This window comes from Intrasporangium sp., from assembly GCF_035688975.1.
Classification (GTDB): Bacteria; Actinomycetota; Actinomycetes; order Actinomycetales; family Dermatophilaceae; genus CALMNV01.
The window spans coordinates 1-15,946 of sequence record NZ_DASSMH010000066.1 but is presented as its reverse complement, the minus strand read 5'-3'; the positions used below and the strand labels follow the sequence as shown (position 1 = coordinate 15,946).

12 protein-coding genes and 1 pseudogene are annotated in these 15,946 nt (G+C 69.0%); 12 read left to right on the top strand and 1 reads right to left on the bottom strand.

What is annotated here, in order from left to right; translation table 11 throughout:
* Positions 1–308 precede the first annotated feature (308 nt).
* The gene (locus VFJ94_RS07000; protein ID WP_325003480.1) at positions 309–1,928 is read left to right on the top strand and encodes a GMC family oxidoreductase; all 1,620 of its coding nucleotides are present in this window, start codon (positions 309–311) and stop codon (positions 1,926–1,928) included.
* Between the two features lie 203 nt (positions 1,929–2,131).
* Here the strand turns inward: VFJ94_RS07000 and VFJ94_RS06995 are convergent, their stop codons facing one another.
* Positions 2,132–3,628 (bottom strand): aldehyde dehydrogenase family protein, encoded by a 1,497-nt coding sequence (locus tag VFJ94_RS06995; protein ID WP_325003479.1) that lies wholly within the window; start codon positions 3,626–3,628, stop codon positions 2,132–2,134.
* A 107-nt stretch (positions 3,629–3,735) separates the two neighbouring features.
* On the opposite strand from VFJ94_RS06995, the gene VFJ94_RS06990 reads away from it, so the two are divergent.
* The 11 genes and pseudogenes from VFJ94_RS06990 to VFJ94_RS06940 all read left to right on the top strand — a co-directional run.
* Entirely contained in the window at positions 3,736–4,893 is a 1,158-nt protein-coding gene (locus tag VFJ94_RS06990; RefSeq protein ID WP_325003478.1) for a DUF993 family protein, read from the top strand.
* A 4-nt stretch (positions 4,894–4,897) separates the two neighbouring features.
* A complete protein-coding gene (locus tag VFJ94_RS06985) occupies positions 4,898–5,716 on the top strand; it encodes a sugar phosphate isomerase/epimerase family protein (protein WP_325003477.1) in 819 nt (272 codons plus the stop codon).
* An 87-nt stretch (positions 5,717–5,803) separates the two neighbouring features.
* Positions 5,804–6,832: a LacI family DNA-binding transcriptional regulator gene (locus tag VFJ94_RS06980; RefSeq protein ID WP_325003476.1), complete on the top strand. Its 1,029-nt coding sequence runs from the start codon at positions 5,804–5,806 to the stop codon at positions 6,830–6,832.
* 149 nt (positions 6,833–6,981) lie between these two features.
* On the top strand, positions 6,982–8,643 hold the full coding sequence (locus VFJ94_RS06975) for a CoA-transferase (RefSeq protein ID WP_325003475.1): 1,662 nt from the start codon (positions 6,982–6,984) through the stop codon (positions 8,641–8,643).
* 27 nt (positions 8,644–8,670) lie between these two features.
* On the top strand, positions 8,671–9,822 hold the full coding sequence (locus VFJ94_RS06970; RefSeq protein WP_325003474.1) for an acyl-CoA dehydrogenase family protein: 1,152 nt from the start codon (positions 8,671–8,673) through the stop codon (positions 9,820–9,822).
* Between the two features lie 105 nt (positions 9,823–9,927).
* Positions 9,928–11,046, top strand: coding sequence for a sugar ABC transporter substrate-binding protein (locus tag VFJ94_RS06965; RefSeq protein WP_325003473.1), 1,119 nt, complete (start codon positions 9,928–9,930; stop codon positions 11,044–11,046).
* A 92-nt stretch (positions 11,047–11,138) separates the two neighbouring features.
* Positions 11,139–12,095 (top strand): ABC transporter permease, encoded by a 957-nt coding sequence (locus VFJ94_RS06960; RefSeq protein WP_325003472.1) that lies wholly within the window; start codon positions 11,139–11,141, stop codon positions 12,093–12,095.
* Positions 12,092–13,606, top strand: coding sequence for a sugar ABC transporter ATP-binding protein (locus VFJ94_RS06955; RefSeq protein ID WP_325003471.1), 1,515 nt, complete (start codon positions 12,092–12,094; stop codon positions 13,604–13,606). Before VFJ94_RS06960 ends, VFJ94_RS06955 begins: the two co-directional genes overlap by 4 nt.
* Position 13,607: 1 nt before the next feature.
* Complete coding sequence (locus tag VFJ94_RS06950) at positions 13,608–14,630, top strand: ABC transporter permease (RefSeq protein ID WP_325003470.1); 1,023 nt, start codon at positions 13,608–13,610, stop codon at positions 14,628–14,630.
* Positions 14,627–15,808 carry a glycerate kinase gene (locus tag VFJ94_RS06945; protein ID WP_325003469.1) on the top strand — a complete coding sequence of 394 codons (1,182 nt, stop codon included), beginning with the start codon at positions 14,627–14,629 and terminating at the stop codon, positions 15,806–15,808. Before VFJ94_RS06950 ends, VFJ94_RS06945 begins: the two co-directional genes overlap by 4 nt.
* Positions 15,805–15,946 (top strand): annotated as a pseudogene (locus VFJ94_RS06940) (electron transfer flavoprotein subunit beta); the annotation flags it as partial. The gene VFJ94_RS06945 and the pseudogene VFJ94_RS06940, both read left to right, overlap by 4 nt.

The window sequence follows — 15,946 nt, the reverse complement described above, 5'->3', positions numbered from 1 at the left end:
GCGACCACCTCAGGCGGCAGCGAAGGGCGACCACGACGCCAGGAAACGAGTCCAGGGACAGGTCTGCCGCGACACGACGTCGTGCCACCGGCTCGGCGGTGCCTGCCACATCACGGCGGGCGCAGAGCGCATTGCGAGGGGATGGGCCGCCTGCTCGGATCTCGTTGCACCGGGTATGGCCGAGCCGCCTCGTGCACCCCTACGGCCCCCGTCACCGGGCCTGGAGCGCTCCTTGACACTGGGGCAGCCAGGCCACAGACTGAGTAAACGCTTTCTGAGCAGTCAACGACGATGGAAGGGAGACGGCAGTGGCCCGCCGTTCCAAGAGCCCGCTAGGGAAGTACGACTACGTCATCGCCGGCGGCGGAACGGCAGGATGCGTCCTCGCTGGCCGGCTCGCCCAAGACCCGAGCGTCCGGGTCCTGCTGCTCGAGGCGGGGCGCCGCGACGTCAACCCGCTGATCCACGTGCCTGCCGGGTTCGCGAGGCTGACTGCCGGGCCCTACCAATGGGGCTTCGTCAGCGAGCCGCAGCGGCACTGCAACAACCGGGTCATCCCGCTAGCCCAAGGCAAGGTGTTGGGCGGAGGCGGGTCCATCAATGCTCAGGTGTTCACCCGAGGCGTTGCCCAGGACTACGACCGGTGGGCGCACAAGTACGGCTGTGACGGATGGAGCAGCCAAGAGGTGCACCCGTACTTCATCCGCTCGGAAGGTAACGCCCGCCTCTCGTTGCCGTACCACGGCACCGACGGACCGCTCGGGGTGTCCGACCTGGCCGCGCCGCACCCGATGTCGCAGGCATTCGTCCGTGCCGGGCAGGAGTGGGGGCTGCCCTACAACTCAGACTTCAACGGTGCTCAGCAGTACGGCGTCGGCTACTACCAGACGACCACGCTGAACGGCCGCCGGTGCAGTGCCGCCGTCGCCTACCTGCGCGGTCATGGCCCGAACCTGCACATTCTCACCAACGTGCAGGTCAACAAGGTCGTGATCGAGGGCCGGCGGGCCGTCGCGGTGGAGTACGTCGGAGCGCAGGGCGTGAGCAGAGTGCACGCCGAGCGGGAGGTCATCGTGTCCGCCGGTGCCTTCGGCTCGCCCAAGCTCCTGCAGCTGTCGGGCATCGGACACCCCGAGGATCTCGCCAAGGCAGGCATCGACGTGCGCCATGCCCTCCCCGGCGTCGGGCGCAACCTCCAGGACCACTGTGACCTCGACATCGTCTACCAGCTGCGCCGCTACCAGAGCATGGACCGGTTCAACCTGGTCCGCCCGGCAACCGCGCTCGCCGGAATGCAGTACGCGACCTTCCGTTCGGGCCCGCTGGCATCGACCGTGGTTGAGGCTGGTGCCTTCACCTTCGGCGATCCCGCGGAGGAGACGCCGGACTTGCAGTTCCACTTCCTCCCGGCGTCCGGCGCGGAGGCGGGCATCGAGGCGGTGCGGCCCGGCTTCGGTGTCACGCTCAACTCCTACTACCTCCGCCCACACAGCCGCGGAACCGTCAAGGCCGCCAGCGCCAACCCGGCAGCGCCGCCGCGCATCGACCCGAACTACCTGGCCGAGGAGCGTGATGTCGAGCTCGCCATCGCCGGACTGAAGCAGAGCCGCGAGATCATGTCCCAGCCCTCGATGGCCCGGCACATCGCCGCGGAGCACCTCGGCGCGGGCGAGCGGCTCGAGACCAAGGACGACTACGTTGCCTTCGTCCGCGCGTATGGGCGCACCTCTTACCACCCGGTGGGCACGTGCGCCATGGGGATCTCCGACCTGTCCGTCGTGAATCCTCGCCTGCAGGTGCACGGCGTCGAGGGCCTGCGTGTGGTCGATGCCTCGGTCATGCCGGACATCGTCAGCTCGAACACCCAGGCACCGACGGTGATGATTGCCGAGAAGGCCGCGGACATGCTCACGGAGGACGCCGCCTAGCGCAGACCTAGCACGGATACCCCCTCCAGGTGCGGGGCGAGCGCGACCGTATGCCGGTGCGCTCGCCTCGCTTGGTGTCCGCCGCCCGAGCAGGGGGCGCCGAGGGGAGATCCTTCGGGGACCGCCACGACGGTCAGCCGGGGTGGCGGACACGCCGAAGGGGTGGGCGCCAGCTGGCCGCCCACCCCTTGCGCGTGTCGGGACTACTGCACGAAGAAGGGGTCGCGCTTGCCCGTCCTGATCTGGATGGTCTTGACCTCGGTGAACTCCTCGAACCCGGCCGCGCCCATCTCCCGACCGTAGCCGCTGCGCTTGACACCACCGCCAGGCAGCTGGGGGGCGCCGTCGATGGTCGTGTTGACCCACACGGTCCCACTGCGCAAGCGCCGTGACACCTGCAGGGCGGTGTCGATGTTCTTGCTCCACACCGAGTTCGCCAGACCGAAGTCGACGGCGTTCGCCAGCTCCACGGCTTCCGCCAGCGTCGCAAACCGCGTCACGGCCAGCACCGGCCCGAAGACCTCCTCGGTGAAGAGCGCCGACGCTGGACGGACCCGGTCGATGATCGTCGGCGCGACGAAGTAGCCGTCGCCCAAGGCGCCGTCGGTCAGGCGGTTGCCGCCGCTGACGATCTGGGCGCCGTCCGCCACGGCCCCGTCGATATAGCGCAGCACCTGCTCCAGGTGATCCTCGTGGATCATGGCGCCGACGTCCGCCGCCTCGTCGAGTGGAGTGCCTACCCGAATCTCGGCCACGCGGCGGGCCAGGGCGCGCAGGAAGTCCTCCGCGACGTCCTCGTGCACCAAGAGGCGCGCGCCGGAGACGCAACACTCGCCGTTGTTGAACAGGACTCCCTTGAGAACGCCGTCCACGGCGTCCTCGAGGTCGGCGTCCGGGAAGACGATGCTGGCCGCCTTGCCGCCGAGCTCCATCGAGAGCCGCTTGCAGCTCGCGGCCGACGCCCTGGTGATGGCCGCACCGACGGCGGTGCTTCCCGTGAAGGAGAGCATGTCGACCTCGAACGACGCGGCGATCCGCTCGCCCACCACCGAGCCCCGGCCGGTGACGACGTTGAAGACGCCGGCCGGAATGCCGGCCTCGATCGCCAGGCGAGCGACCTCGAGCGTCGTGCCCGAGGTGATCTCGGAGGGCTTGCACACCGCGGTGCAGCCCGCTGCCAGAGCGAACGGCAGCTTCTGCATGAGGAGCAGCAGGGGGAAGTTCCAGGGCGTGATCATGCCCACGACGCCACAGGGCTCCCTTGTGACGAGACCCGTGAAGTCCTCACCCAGGTTGCTGTAGACGGCGCCGTGCTGCGTGAGGGCGAGTGACGCGGCATACTCGGTCAGCGCGATGCTGCCGGCCACATCACCCCGCGCGAGCCGGATGGGCTTGCCCACCTCCTCGGCCTCGATCGTGGCGAGCAACTCGGCATCGCGTTGCAAGAGGGCGGCCAGGCGCCGCAGGGCTGCGGCCCGGTCGGCGCCGCTGAGGCGCGGCCACGGGCCGCGGTCGAACTCGCGACGGGCTGCCGCGATCGCCCGGTCCGTCATCGCCTCGTCACCGGCGGCGAAACGCGCGACGAGCTCGCCGGTGGCGGGGTTACGCCGCTCGGAGCTGGAGTCCGTCGGGACGTCCGTGCCGTCGATGAAGGCGCCGTACGTCCGCAGGCCCTTGGTTATTGCCGTCTCAGGTGGCATAGTTTTCTCCTAGAAAGCGCTTACTGATGTAGCCCACCATACGCACCGTAGGCCCGGACGGCTAGAGGGCCCCGGGCACGCCGTGGCTGACTGACAGAGAGGTCCTCATGAGCAGCATCGTCCTTCCGCGGGCTGGTGGCGGCGTCGAGGAGGTGCCGCTGGCGGAGCCGGCGTCCCTGCCCTCGCGCGCCGGCAGGCCGAGCAGCCGCCGAGCATTCGCCGCCGCCCACGTCGTGGCCGCCCCCCTCACGGCGTGCGCGGCCCAGACCGCTGGGGGAGTGGACTGGGAGGCCACGATCGAGGAGCGCCGCCGGATCTGGTCGCTCGGGCTGGGCGTGGCCGAGGCGATGGACACCGCCCAGCGCGGCATGGGCATGACCTGGCCGGACATCCAGATCTTGGTCGACCTCAGCCTGGCCGAGGCCGCCGCTGTGGGGGGTCAGACCGTCGTCGGGATCTCCAACGACAACGCCCCGGACGGCCGCCTGCCGCTTGAGCGCATCGAGGAGGCCTACCTGGAGCAGCTGGAGTTCGTGGAGTCTCGCGGCGGCCAGTGTGTCGTGATGGCCAGCCGGCAGCTGGCTGCCTCGGCGACGTCGCCGGACGACTACCTCAAGGTCTACTCCGCGGTGCTCTCCGCCGCCCGCAGACCGGTCATCCTCCACTGGCTCGGCGCGGCGTTCGACCCGGCCCTCGCCGGCTACTGGGGTCACGATCGACCAGACGACGCGGCCGACACCGTCCTCGACCTGATGTCGGCCCACCGCGAGCACGTCGACGGCATCAAGCTGTCGCTGCTGGACGCTCCGTTCGAGAAGCACCTCCGGTCGCGGATGCCGCCGGGCATGAAGCTCTACACCGGTGACGACTTCAACTACGTGGACCTCATCGCGGGAGACGGCGGGCAGCACAGCCACGCCCTGCTCGGGGCCTTCGCGGCGATCGCTCCGTTCGCACGCGCGGCGCTGGCCCGGCTCGACGCCGACGACGTCGACGGCTTCCGGCAGGTCCTCGAGCCCACGCTGCCGCTCAGCCGGCTCGTCTTCGCCGCCCCGACCTCGATGTACAAGACGGGGATCGTCTGGCTGGCCTATCTCGAAGGCCGCCAGACACACTTCCGGATGATCGGTGGCATGGAGTCGGGGCGCAGCATCTCCCATCTCCTGGACCTCTTCCGCGAGGCGAACCGCATCGGCCTCTTCCCGGAGCCGGACCTCACTGCTGAGAGGCTGCGGCGGTACCTCGCGGTCCACGGGCTGGGCTGACGCTGTGGACCTGGCCCGGCTCAGCCTCAACACCAAGACCGTCCCGACCCTGACGCTGGCAGAGGTGATCGAGCACTGTCAGCGGCGCGGCATACGCACCGTCGCGCCCTGGCGGGACACGATCGCGCCCATGGGGGCCGCCAAGGCGGGCGGGATGCTCGCCGACGCCGGGCTCGGCCTCTCGTCGCTGTGCCGCGGCGGGATGTTCACCGCCGCCAGCGCCGCGGGGCGACAGGCAGCCGTGGAGGACAATCTGCGCGCCATCGACGATGCCGCGGCCCTCGGTGCACCGGTGCTCGTTCTCGTCTGCGGGCCGGTGGTCGATCGGGACCCACGGGCCTCGGCCGGCATGGTCGAGGACGGCATCGCCGCGGTCCTGCACCATGCCCAGGACTGCGGGGTCCGGCTGGGCATCGAACCGCTGCACCCGATGCTCGCGGCCGACCGGTCCGTGATCACGCGCGTCGCCGACGCGACACGCGTGGTGGACCGGCTCGCGGCACCTCCGAGCCTCGGCGTGGTGGTCGACGCCTATCACGTGTGGTGGGACCTGGAGCTGGACGAGAGCCTGGGTGCGGTCGGCGGTGGCGGGGTCCTGGGCTTCCATGTGAGCGACTGGGCCAGCCCGCTGACCGGCGGCCTGGCCTCGGGGCGCGCCATGATGGGCGACGGCAGCATCGACCTGCCCGCTCTGGCTGCGCGAGTGGAGAAGTCGAGGTATGCCGGGCCCGTCGAGGTCGAGGTGCTGAGCGACCTGTGGTGGCGCATGCCACCCGACCACGTGCTCGACACAGTTGTGGAGCGGTTCGTCGCCCATGTTTGACAGACTCAGGGCGTCAAGACCGCAGGGACGAGCCGCAGACAGGGGGACCGTCGTGACGACCGTGACCACGAGACCGGGGACGCCGGCATGAAGCGCTCGGCGGCTGCCCCCGGTTCAGGCGCCCACCGGATCACGATCCATGACGTGGCCCGAGAGGCCGGCGTGTCGATCGCGACCGTCTCGCGAGTGGTGAGCGGGAACCCCCAAGTCAACGCCGAGATGGTCGGTCTCGTGCGGACCGCTGCCGAGAAGCTCGGATACAGTCCCAACTCCGCCGCACAGGGCCTGGCATCCGGCCAGTACCGCAGCATCGGCGTGGTGGTCCCTGACCTGGGGAACCCGTACTTCAACGACATCCTCAAGAGCACCGTCACGGCCGCGGCCGCGGAGCGCTACCGCATGGTCGTCTCGGACTCCGGCGGCGATCCGGAGGAGGAGTTCAACGCCTGCCAGCAGCAGCTCTCGCAGGTCGACGGCCTGCTCGTGCTCTCGTCCCGGATGCCCGTCGAGCGGCTGCACGCGCTGGCCGGCCAGCAGGTCCCGGTGGTCTTGGTCAACCGCGTCGAGCTGGGCGTGGCACTGCCCATGGTCGCCGCCGACAACTTCTCCGCCATGCTCGAGCTCTGCCAGCACCTGCGCGATCTCGGCCACACGAAGGTCGCCTACCTCGCCGGTTCGCCCCTCGCCTGGCAGAACCGTGAACGGTGGAGGGGGGTCCAGCAGGCCCGGATCATGGGCATGGAGGCGTCGCTCATCCAGGCCGACGCCACCATCAGCGCTGGGTATGCCGCGACCGACGAGGCGCTGGCCGCTGGGCCGACGGCCATCCTGGCCTACAACGACCTCGCCGCCATCGGCGTGATGGCCCGGTTGCGCGAGCTGGGCTTGCGCGTTCCCCACGACATCTCGGTGACCGGCTTCGATGACATCGAGGTGGCGCAGCACGCCACGCCGCCACTCACCACCGCCACCAGTCCCAAGGCCGAGCTCGGCCGGCTGGCCTGGGAGCTGTTGCGAGCAGGACTGAACGGCGAGCGAGCGCCGCTGCCGCCGCTTCTGCCGGCTGAGGTCGTCCTTCGCTCGTCCACGGGCCGGGCGCGCCCTCCTCGCGGCTAGCAAGTCGAGGACCCGAACCCCTTGCGGATCCACAGTAGATGTGAGATTTTCATTGCAGAAAGCGTTTACTGAGGTCCCGGACCTCCGCCGCCTAGAGACAGCACCGACTCCGGCTGGTAACGGAAAGCGCTTCATCGCAAGGAGGCGAAATGAGTCAGAACGTCGGTCGTCCCCGCGTGGGGCGTGCCACTGCTGGGGCAGATGGTGGCAAGCGGGTTGCCCCTCACAGCGCGGACGCCGTCGTGGGGCCGGTGGAATGCTCCTCGACCACCCGGTTCGTGTCGGCCGCCGACGCCGCCTCGTCCATCGCCGACGGGGCGACCGTCGCACTGACCGGCTCCGGCGGAGGCATCCTCGAGCCGGACGGCGTCCTCGCAGCGATCGAGGAGCGTTTCCTCGCCACAGGGCATCCGCGTGGCCTCACGGTCATCCACGGTCTCGGCATCGGCGACGGGGCGACGACGGGACTCAACCGTCTGGCCCACCAGGGGCTGGTTTCGTGTGTGGTCGGCGGACACTGGTCCTGGTCCCCGAGGATGCAGCAGCTCGTGAAGGACGAGCTCATCGAGGGCTACGCCCTGCCGACAGGCGTGATCTCGGCTCTCCTGCGTGAGAGCGGCGCCGGGCGCCCGGGCGTCATCACCAAGGTCGGGCTCGGCACCTTCATCGACCCCCGGGTCGGTGGTCCGGGACTCAACCGGCGCAGCACCCGCACCCTGGTGAGCACCATCGACCTCGACGGCGTCGAGTACCTGCACTACAAGCCCTTCAGGGTGGACGTCGGCATCGTGCGCGGCAGCTCGGTCGACACCCTGGGAAACCTGAGCGCTGCGGCGGAGCCGGCCATCCTCGACTCGCTTGCCGTCGCCGCGGCCGCACGCGGGAACGGGGGCTTCACGATCGCCCAGGCCAAGGAGCAGGTGCCGGCGGGAACCCAGGACCCGCGCACCGTGAGCGTGCCCGCACCCTTGGTGAGCCTCGCGGTGATCCGCCCCGAGCAGTGGCAGAGTTACCTCGCCGAGAGCGACCCCGCGCTGACCGAGAACGCCGTGGTTTCCCCGCGAGTCGGCAAACCAGCCGTCGGCCCGGTGGCGGCCCGAGAGCTGGTGGCGCGCCGAGCCGCTGAGGAGGTGCCCGACGGCGCGGTGCTCAACGTCGGCTTCGGCATGAGCGCAGGCGTGGTCGACGTGCTCGCGCAGGGCGGGCGACTGGACCGGATGCGCATCGTGATCGAGCAGGGACCCGTTGGCGGTCACCCGGAGAGCGGCGCCCTGTTCGGCCTCAGCCGTCATCCCGATGGGCTGCTGGCGTCCACCTCGATGTTCGACCTCTTCGCCACCGGCATGATCGACGTCGCGGTGCTCGGGATGGCCGAAGCCGACCGGCACGGCAACGTCAACGTCAGCAAGGTGGGCGACTCCGTCGTCGGACCGGGAGGCTTCATCGACATCTCGACCTCCGCTCGCAAGCTGGTCTTCTGCGGCACCTTCACCGCTGGAGGGTTGCAGGCCTCGGGTGACGGCGGCGAGCTGACCATCACGGCCGAGGGCCGTGCACGCAAGTTCGTCCAGGACGTGTCCCACATCACCTTCTCCGCCGAGCGAGCCCGCGAGAGGGGCCAGGAGGTCGTGTTCGTGACCGAGCGGGCGGTCCTGCGTCTCGGCCCTCGTGGGCTCGTGCTGACCGAGATCGCCGACGGGATCGACCTCGAACGCGACGTCCTGGCCCAGATGGACTTCGTCCCCGACGTCGACGGCCCGCGTCTCATGAACCCAGAGATCTTCGCCTCACCGCTGATCGCCCTGAGCTGACCCACTGCCATCGAAAGAGGAACCACGATGACCGCCCCCGCCCTTGCCGACCGCGCAGAGGAACGCGCTGCCCTGACGGCCATGGTCCGCGACTTCACTCGCAAGCACATCACGCCTGTCGTCGAAGACCTCGACGCGACCGAACGGTTTCCCGAGGAGATCTACGAGGCCATGGGGAGGCTGGGCCTGTTCGGCATCACGATCCCCGAGGATCACGGCGGCGCAGGCGGTCAGACCGCCGACTACGTCGCGGTCATGGAGGAGCTGGCCTACGGGTACGCGAGCATCGCCGACCAGTGCGGCCTCGTCGAGCTCGTCACCTCGCTGATCTCGCTGCACGGCTCGAACGAGCAGGTCACGTCCTACATCCCCGGCCTCGTCAGCGGACAGATGCGGTGCTCCTATGCGCTCACCGAGGCCAGTGCGGGTTCCGACCTGGGGGGGCTGAAAACCAACGCCCGCCGCGACGGCAGCGACTGGATCCTCAACGGAGAGAAGATCTACATCCACAACGCGCCCGTCGCCGACGTGGCCATGGTGCTCGCCGTCACCGACCCCACCAAGGGCAAGCGAGGCGGAATGTCCATGTTCCTCGTCGACGTGGAGCAGCCAGGCGTCGAGCGTGCCTACCGAGAGAAGAAGATGGGACAGAAGGCATCCCCGGTCGGCGGCTTCATCTTCACCGACGTCCGGCTGCCGGCCTCGGCCATGCTCGGCGATGAGGGCACGGGGTTCGGCGCCGTGTTGTCGGTGCTCGAGAAGGGGCGCCTTGGAATCGGCGCGCTCGCCAACGGCATCTCCCGCGCAGCGCTGGACACCGCGCGAGAGCACGCCCTGGAACGTCGACAGTTCGGTCAGCCCATCGCCGGCTTCCAAGCCGTCGCCTTCCAGCTTGCCGACATGGCAACCGAGCACCGCGCGGCCAGACTCCTCCTCGAGGACGCCGCCGCCCAGCTCGACCAAGCCAAGTCCGCCGGGCCGGCCTGCTCGATGGCCAAGCTGTACGCGAGCGAGGCCGCAATTCGTAACACGGGCAGGGCCGTCCAGATCCTCGGTGGCGCCGGTTACATCCGAGGAGTACCTGCGGAGCGGCTCTACCGGGACGCTCGGATCACCACCATCTACGAAGGCACCAGCGAGGTCCAGAGGCTCATCATCAGCCGCTCGCTCATCGCCTGACCGCCCAACGCCAGCCGTCGCGGAGCCCCGGCGCCACACGGCATAGGACCTTGACCCATCACGACCACAGACTCCGAACGCCATTCACAGAGAAGGAGAGAGACCATGCGCAACGACGCGTTTGGCCCCCGCACGATCACGACCCTTGTCGCCGTCCTCGGTTCCGCCAGCCTCGCCGCGGCCTGCTCGGGGGCGGTCACCAGCGCCTCCGGCGCCGCCAACCAGACGTCCAAGGGGACCTGCAAGCCCAGCGAGGTCACCCTGGTGCAGTCCGGGCGTGGGCTCGAGAACGAGTACTACGTCTCCGTCGACGCCGGTGCCAAGGCTTTCGCCAAGTCCAAGGGTCTGGAGGGTCGCTACCAGTGGATCGCCTCGGACGGTGACTCGTCCAAGCAGCTGAGCCAGATCAAGTCGATCCTGGCGAAGGGCGGCAAGTGCGTGGTCCTCAACGTCGACCCGAACGAGTCCTCGGTGCTTCCCGCCATCATCAAGCAGGTCGAGCAGTCCGGCGCTTGGCTGGTCACCCAGTGGAACCGACCTGACGGGGTCAAGCCTGAGACCAGCAGCCCCCACTGGGTGGCCCACATGTCGGTGGACGGGGTCCCCCAGGGGTACGACACCGCCAAGGCCTTGTTCGAGAAGATGGGGAAGAAAGGCAACATCGTCGCCCTCCAGGGCATTCTCGACAACCCGCCTGCCAAGGAGCGCTTCGCCGGCCTCCAGAAGGCGCTGAAGGAGTACCCCAACGTCCATCTCCTCGAGGACCAGACCGCCGGCTGGGACCGCACCAAGGCGCAGAACATCACCCAGACCTTTCTCACCAAGTACGGCGACAAGGTCAACGGGATCTGGGCCGCCAATGACGGCATGACCCTCGGAGCCCTGGAGGCGCTGAAGAATGCCAACAAGGCGGGCAAGGTCCCCGTGTCCGGTATCGACGGGCTGACCGAGGCGATAGCGGCGGTGGGGAACCCCGCCACGGGTTACGTCGCCACGACGCAGTCCACGGCTGTTGCGCAGGGCGCCTACGGCCTGGCGATCGGCTTCGCAGCAGCCACGGGGGAGATCGATCCTGCGTCCCAGCCGGTCAACCACCGCTCCTTCTACCTCAAGCCGCTGCCGGTCATCACGCCCGACACGGTCAAGAGCGTCAAGGCACCCGACGACACCTCTGGTCTGGATCTGACGAACATCTGGGCTCAGGCGGGCGACCCGATCAAATGAGCCACACCGTCAGCAATCCCGAGATGAGATCCGACACGGGCGTCCCACCGCTCGCCCGGACCGCCGCACGATCAGCCACGCGCTTCGGGTGGATGCGCAGCGAGAGCGTTCCGGCACCCGCACTGCTGGTGCTCGCCCTCATCACCGTTAGCACCGTGATCGTGAACCCGGCCTTCGTCTCCCCCTCCAACCTCGCAGCCATCGCACAACAGGCAGCGGTGCCAGTGGTGCTGGCGGTCGGGATGACGTTCGTCATCCTCATGGGGGGCATCGACCTGTCGGTTGAGGGCGTGATGGCGGGCACGGCCCTGTCGATCTCGCTCCTCGTGGCGAACGACCGCAACGGGATGAGCTTGGGGCTGTGGGTGATCCCCGTGGCCTGCGCGATCGGCGCCGCGCTCGGGCTGGTGGCCGGTGCCTCGGTCGCCCTGCTGAGGGTGCCGTCGTTCATCGTCACCATCGGCACGTGGCAGATCGGCGTGGGCCTGGCCCAGCTGCTGTTCGGCGGGCGGCCTCCACGAATCCAGGACGAGCAGTTCCGCGGCCTGGTCATGGGCCGAGCGGTTCTCGGGATTCCCGGCATGGTCTGGATCGCCGTCGCGGTCCTCCTTTTCGGGGTGTTCCTGCAGCACAACACCCGGTTTGGCCGCTACGCGTACGTCATCGGCGGCAGTGAGGAGATCGCGCGGCTGTCGGGAATCCGCGTGCGTCGCTACCGCGCAGCGTCCTTTGTCGTGGCCGGCGCGCTGACGGGACTGGCGGGGGTGCTGGCCACCGGCCGGGTCGGCGTCGGCGACGTGACGATCGGCAACGGGCTGTTGTTCACGACGATTGCCGGCGTAGTCATCGGAGGCACGTTCCTGACCGGTGGCCGAGGCGGAGTCCTGCACTCGGCTGTGGGGGTGGTCGTCATCGTGTCCATCAGCAACGCCATGGTTCTCGCCGGCGTGAGCTCCTTCATCCAACAGGCGGTCCAGGGCGCGGTGGTCATCGTCGCCGCCGTGGCCACTCTGTGGCGGTCCCGGGCCAGATTGCGAGTCATCAAATGAGCGCGCCAGTCATCCAGCTCAGCAACGTCTCGAAGACGTACCCAGGGGTCAAGGCCCTCGACGCGGTCACGATCGAGGTGCGTCCCCACGAGGTCTTGGGGCTCATCGGCGAGAACGGCGCGGGGAAGTCGACGCTGCTGAAGATCCTCGGCGGGGTCGAACAGCCCACCAGCGGCAGCCTCGTCCTGCGCGGCGACAAGGCGGTCCTGCGGGGCGTCGCAGACGCGAACAGCCACGGCGTGGCAACCGTCTTCCAGGAGCAGTCGCTGCTGGAGAACATCACCGCCGGGGAGAACGTGCTGCTGGGCAACGAGCGCGACTCCGTGAAGCTCGGGATATACCGGTGGGGTCAGCTGCGCCGGCGCGCGCAGCGATACCTCGACCTGGTCAGTACCGACCTGCACGCCAACTCGCCAACGGGGCATCTGTCCTTCGCCAAGCGGCAGATGGTCGAGGTCGCCAAGGCCCTCGCCTCGAGCGAGCGAAGCCACGTGGAGCCGGTCATCCTCCTGGACGAGCCCACGTCGGTGCTCGAGCACGGCGAGATCCAGCGGCTCTTCGAGATCGTCCGTGCTCTGCGCGAGAGAGCCAGTGTCATCTTCGTCAGCCACCGCATGGAGGAAGTCCTCGAGATCTGTGACCGGGTCTACGTCATGCGCGACGGATGCGTCGTGGGTGAATGCACGCCCGAGCACGTCACCCAGGAAGACCTCTTCGCAATGATGGTGGGCCACGACCTCAGCGCGGGCTACTACCACGAAGAACGGCAAGCGCCGCATCAGCCTGAGGCTCGCCTCGTGGTCGAGGGCCTGACCGCGGGATCGTTCGACGATGTCAGCTTCACCGTCAACCGCGGTGAGGTCGTGAGCGTCCTCGGCGTCCAGGAAAGCGGTCGAGAGGACCTGGGCCGCGCACTCTTCGGCGCCTTGCCGATCAAGCGTGGCTCCGTCGAGCTCGACGGCTCCCCCCTGCGTCCACGAATCCCCACCGGCGCGGTGAGATCCGGCGTCGGCTACGTGCCCTCCGAGCGCAAGGTCGACGGTGCGGTGCTCGGCATGACGGTGGCGGAGAACATGCTCCTTGCCCATCCCGGTCAGGCTTCGACCGCCGGGATGATCGACCCTCGCAAGGAGCGGACGACCGTGAAGCAGTGGGTCGACAGCCTGCGCGTCAGGACGCCCTCCATCCACGCCTCCATGCGAAACCTGTCCGGCGGCAACCAGCAGAAGGTCGTCCTGGCCAAGTGGCTCATGGATCCTGACCTGCGCCTGCTGATCCTCGACACCCCCACCCGGGGGCTCGACGTGGGCGCGAAGGCGGACGTCTACGGCCTGGTGCGTGACCTTGCGGCCAAGGGGCTGGCCGTGCTCCTCATCGCAGACACCCTCGAGGAGGGCATCCACATGGGCCACCGGGTGCTGACCATGCGGGACGGACGGCTCACTGGTGAGTTCGCATCCGCGCCCGGCCGTCGGCCTGAGCGTACCGATGTCCTCGAGAGGATGGTCTGACATGCCCACGACGACAACCAGCCAGGTCAGTCCGCAGGTCGCCGCGCAGGAGCCACCCACACAAGACCAGCACGGCTTCCGGGATCGCGTGCGGGCACTGCACGAGCGCGGCCTCAGCCCCATTCTGGTGCTCGCGGTCCTCGTTGCCGTCGTGGCGGCATACGACTCATCGTTCCTCCAGCCGGCATCCCTGACCGCCCTGCTCGACCAGGCCGCACCTCTGGTGCTGCTCTCGCTCGCCCAGGCGATGGTCGTCATCACCGGACGCATCACCCTCGCCAACGCCGCGCTGGCCAGCCTCCTCGGGGTAGTGCTGGCTCGCACTCTCGGCGCCTACGGTCAGGGTGCGGTGCTCGGCGTCCTGGTCACCGCGGTGGTTGTGGGCGCAGTGATCGGTGGCCTACACATGTGGACGCAAGTGCCCTCGTTCATCATCACCCTCGGCGCCTTGGGCATCTTCGCCGGCCTGTCACTGTGGGTGTCTAATGCGGACTCGATCTTCATCAGTGACGGCTACGCGGCCGTCGAGTGGATCTCCTTGCGTCTGTATGGAGTTCCCATCTCCTTCCTGCTCGTCCTGCTCATCGCGGGCGTGCTCATGGCGGTGTTCGCGCTGTTTCCGATCGGGCGCGCCATTCGCGCTGTGGGCCTGAACGAGCGTGCGGCCGCATACAGCGGTGTGCGCACCGGGGCCGTCGTCGTCATGGCCTTCGCCATCTCCGGTCTGCTCTCCGGGTTGGCAGCGGTGAGCCAGGTGGCGCAGCTCCAGTCGGCGGGCGCAAGCACATCGGACTCGCTGCTGCTGCCCAGCATCGCCGCCGTGATCCTCGGAGGCACCTCGATCTCGGGTGGCGTTGGAGGGGTGGGCCGCACCGTGGTGGGCGCCCTCATCGTGGCCCTGCTGCGAGTGGGGCTGGACCTCGTCGGCGTCCCCTCGGCTGTCCAGCCGATCGTGTATGGCGTGATCGTGATCGCGGCCATCGCTGCCACCGTCGACCGTCGTCGAGGTGTGGCCGCCGCATGACCTGCGCCATGATCGGCGCGGCACCAGTCAGGGTGGTGCTCGCCCTCGACAAGTTCAAGGGCTCGCTGACGGCGGCGGCGGCCTGCCAGGCTGTCGGCGCCGGCATTCGCGCCACGAGCCCCGCCGTGGTGGTCGACGAAGTCCCCATTGCTGACGGTGGTGATGGCACGCTCGAGGTGCTCCTCGGGCACGGATACTTGCCTATCGAGGTAGAGGCCAGCGGGCCGACGGGCGAGCGGAGCAGGCCTCGGATCGGCGTCCGGGGGGAGTCGGCCTTCATCGAGCTGGCAGAGGTGTGCGGTCTCGGTCGCCTGCCGGGCGGCCAGCTGGCGGCTCTGCGTGCCGGCACCAAGGGACTGGGCGAGGCTGCGCTGGCCGCTCTGGAGGCAGGCGCCGCGTCCCTCACGGTCGGGCTGGGTGGCAGTGCCTCGACGGACGGCGGGATCGGCTTCCTCCAAGCTCTCGGTGCCAACGTCCGCGACCGTGGCGGCAAGGCGTGTGCCCCTGGTGCTGCCGGGCTCCTGGAGGTTGCCTCGCTGGATCTGACCAGCCTCGACGAGCGGGCTAGCGCGGCCGACTGGCAGCTGCTGGTCGACGTGGAGAGCCCGCTGTGCGGGCCCCTCGGTGCGGCGCAGCTGTTCGGCCCCCAAAAAGGGCTCACCCCAGGTGAGGTCGGCCGCGTGGAGGAGGCCATGCACCGATGGGCGGGGCTGCTTGCCGAAGAGACCGGGCGGGACGTCAGCGCCGTCCCCGGAGCCGGTGCCGCCGGTGGGACGGGCGCCGCGCTCCTTGCCGTCTTCGGTGGGGAGCCACGCTCGGGCAGCTCACACGTCCTGCGCCAGAGCGGCCTCGAGGATCGCCTGCGGTCGGCCCGCCTCCTGGTGACAGGGGAAGGCCGCTGGGACGAGCAGACGTCACATGGCAAGGGACCGGGCGCAGCTCTCGCACTGGCGCAGCACCTCCGCCTCCCCGCCGTCATCGTCGTCGGATCAATGGCCGACGTCACTCTCGGGCCGGAGGAGGGCGTCATCGCCGTCCACCAGCTCCGGGACTTGGAGTCTGATCTGGGTCGCAGCATGGCTGGCGCCGATCGCCTGCTGATGGAAATCGGTCGCCGCATCGGCCAACGCCTGGCCGCACCGACCCCCGAATCTGCGTCAGGACAGGAGAACTGGTGAACATCGTCGTCTGTGTCAAGCACGTGCCGGACGCGCAGGCGGAGCGCACGTTCAGCTCGGTTGACAACACCACGGACCGTGAGAATGTCGACGGGTTGTTGTCCGAGCTGGACGAGTATGCCGTCGAGGAGGCGTTGA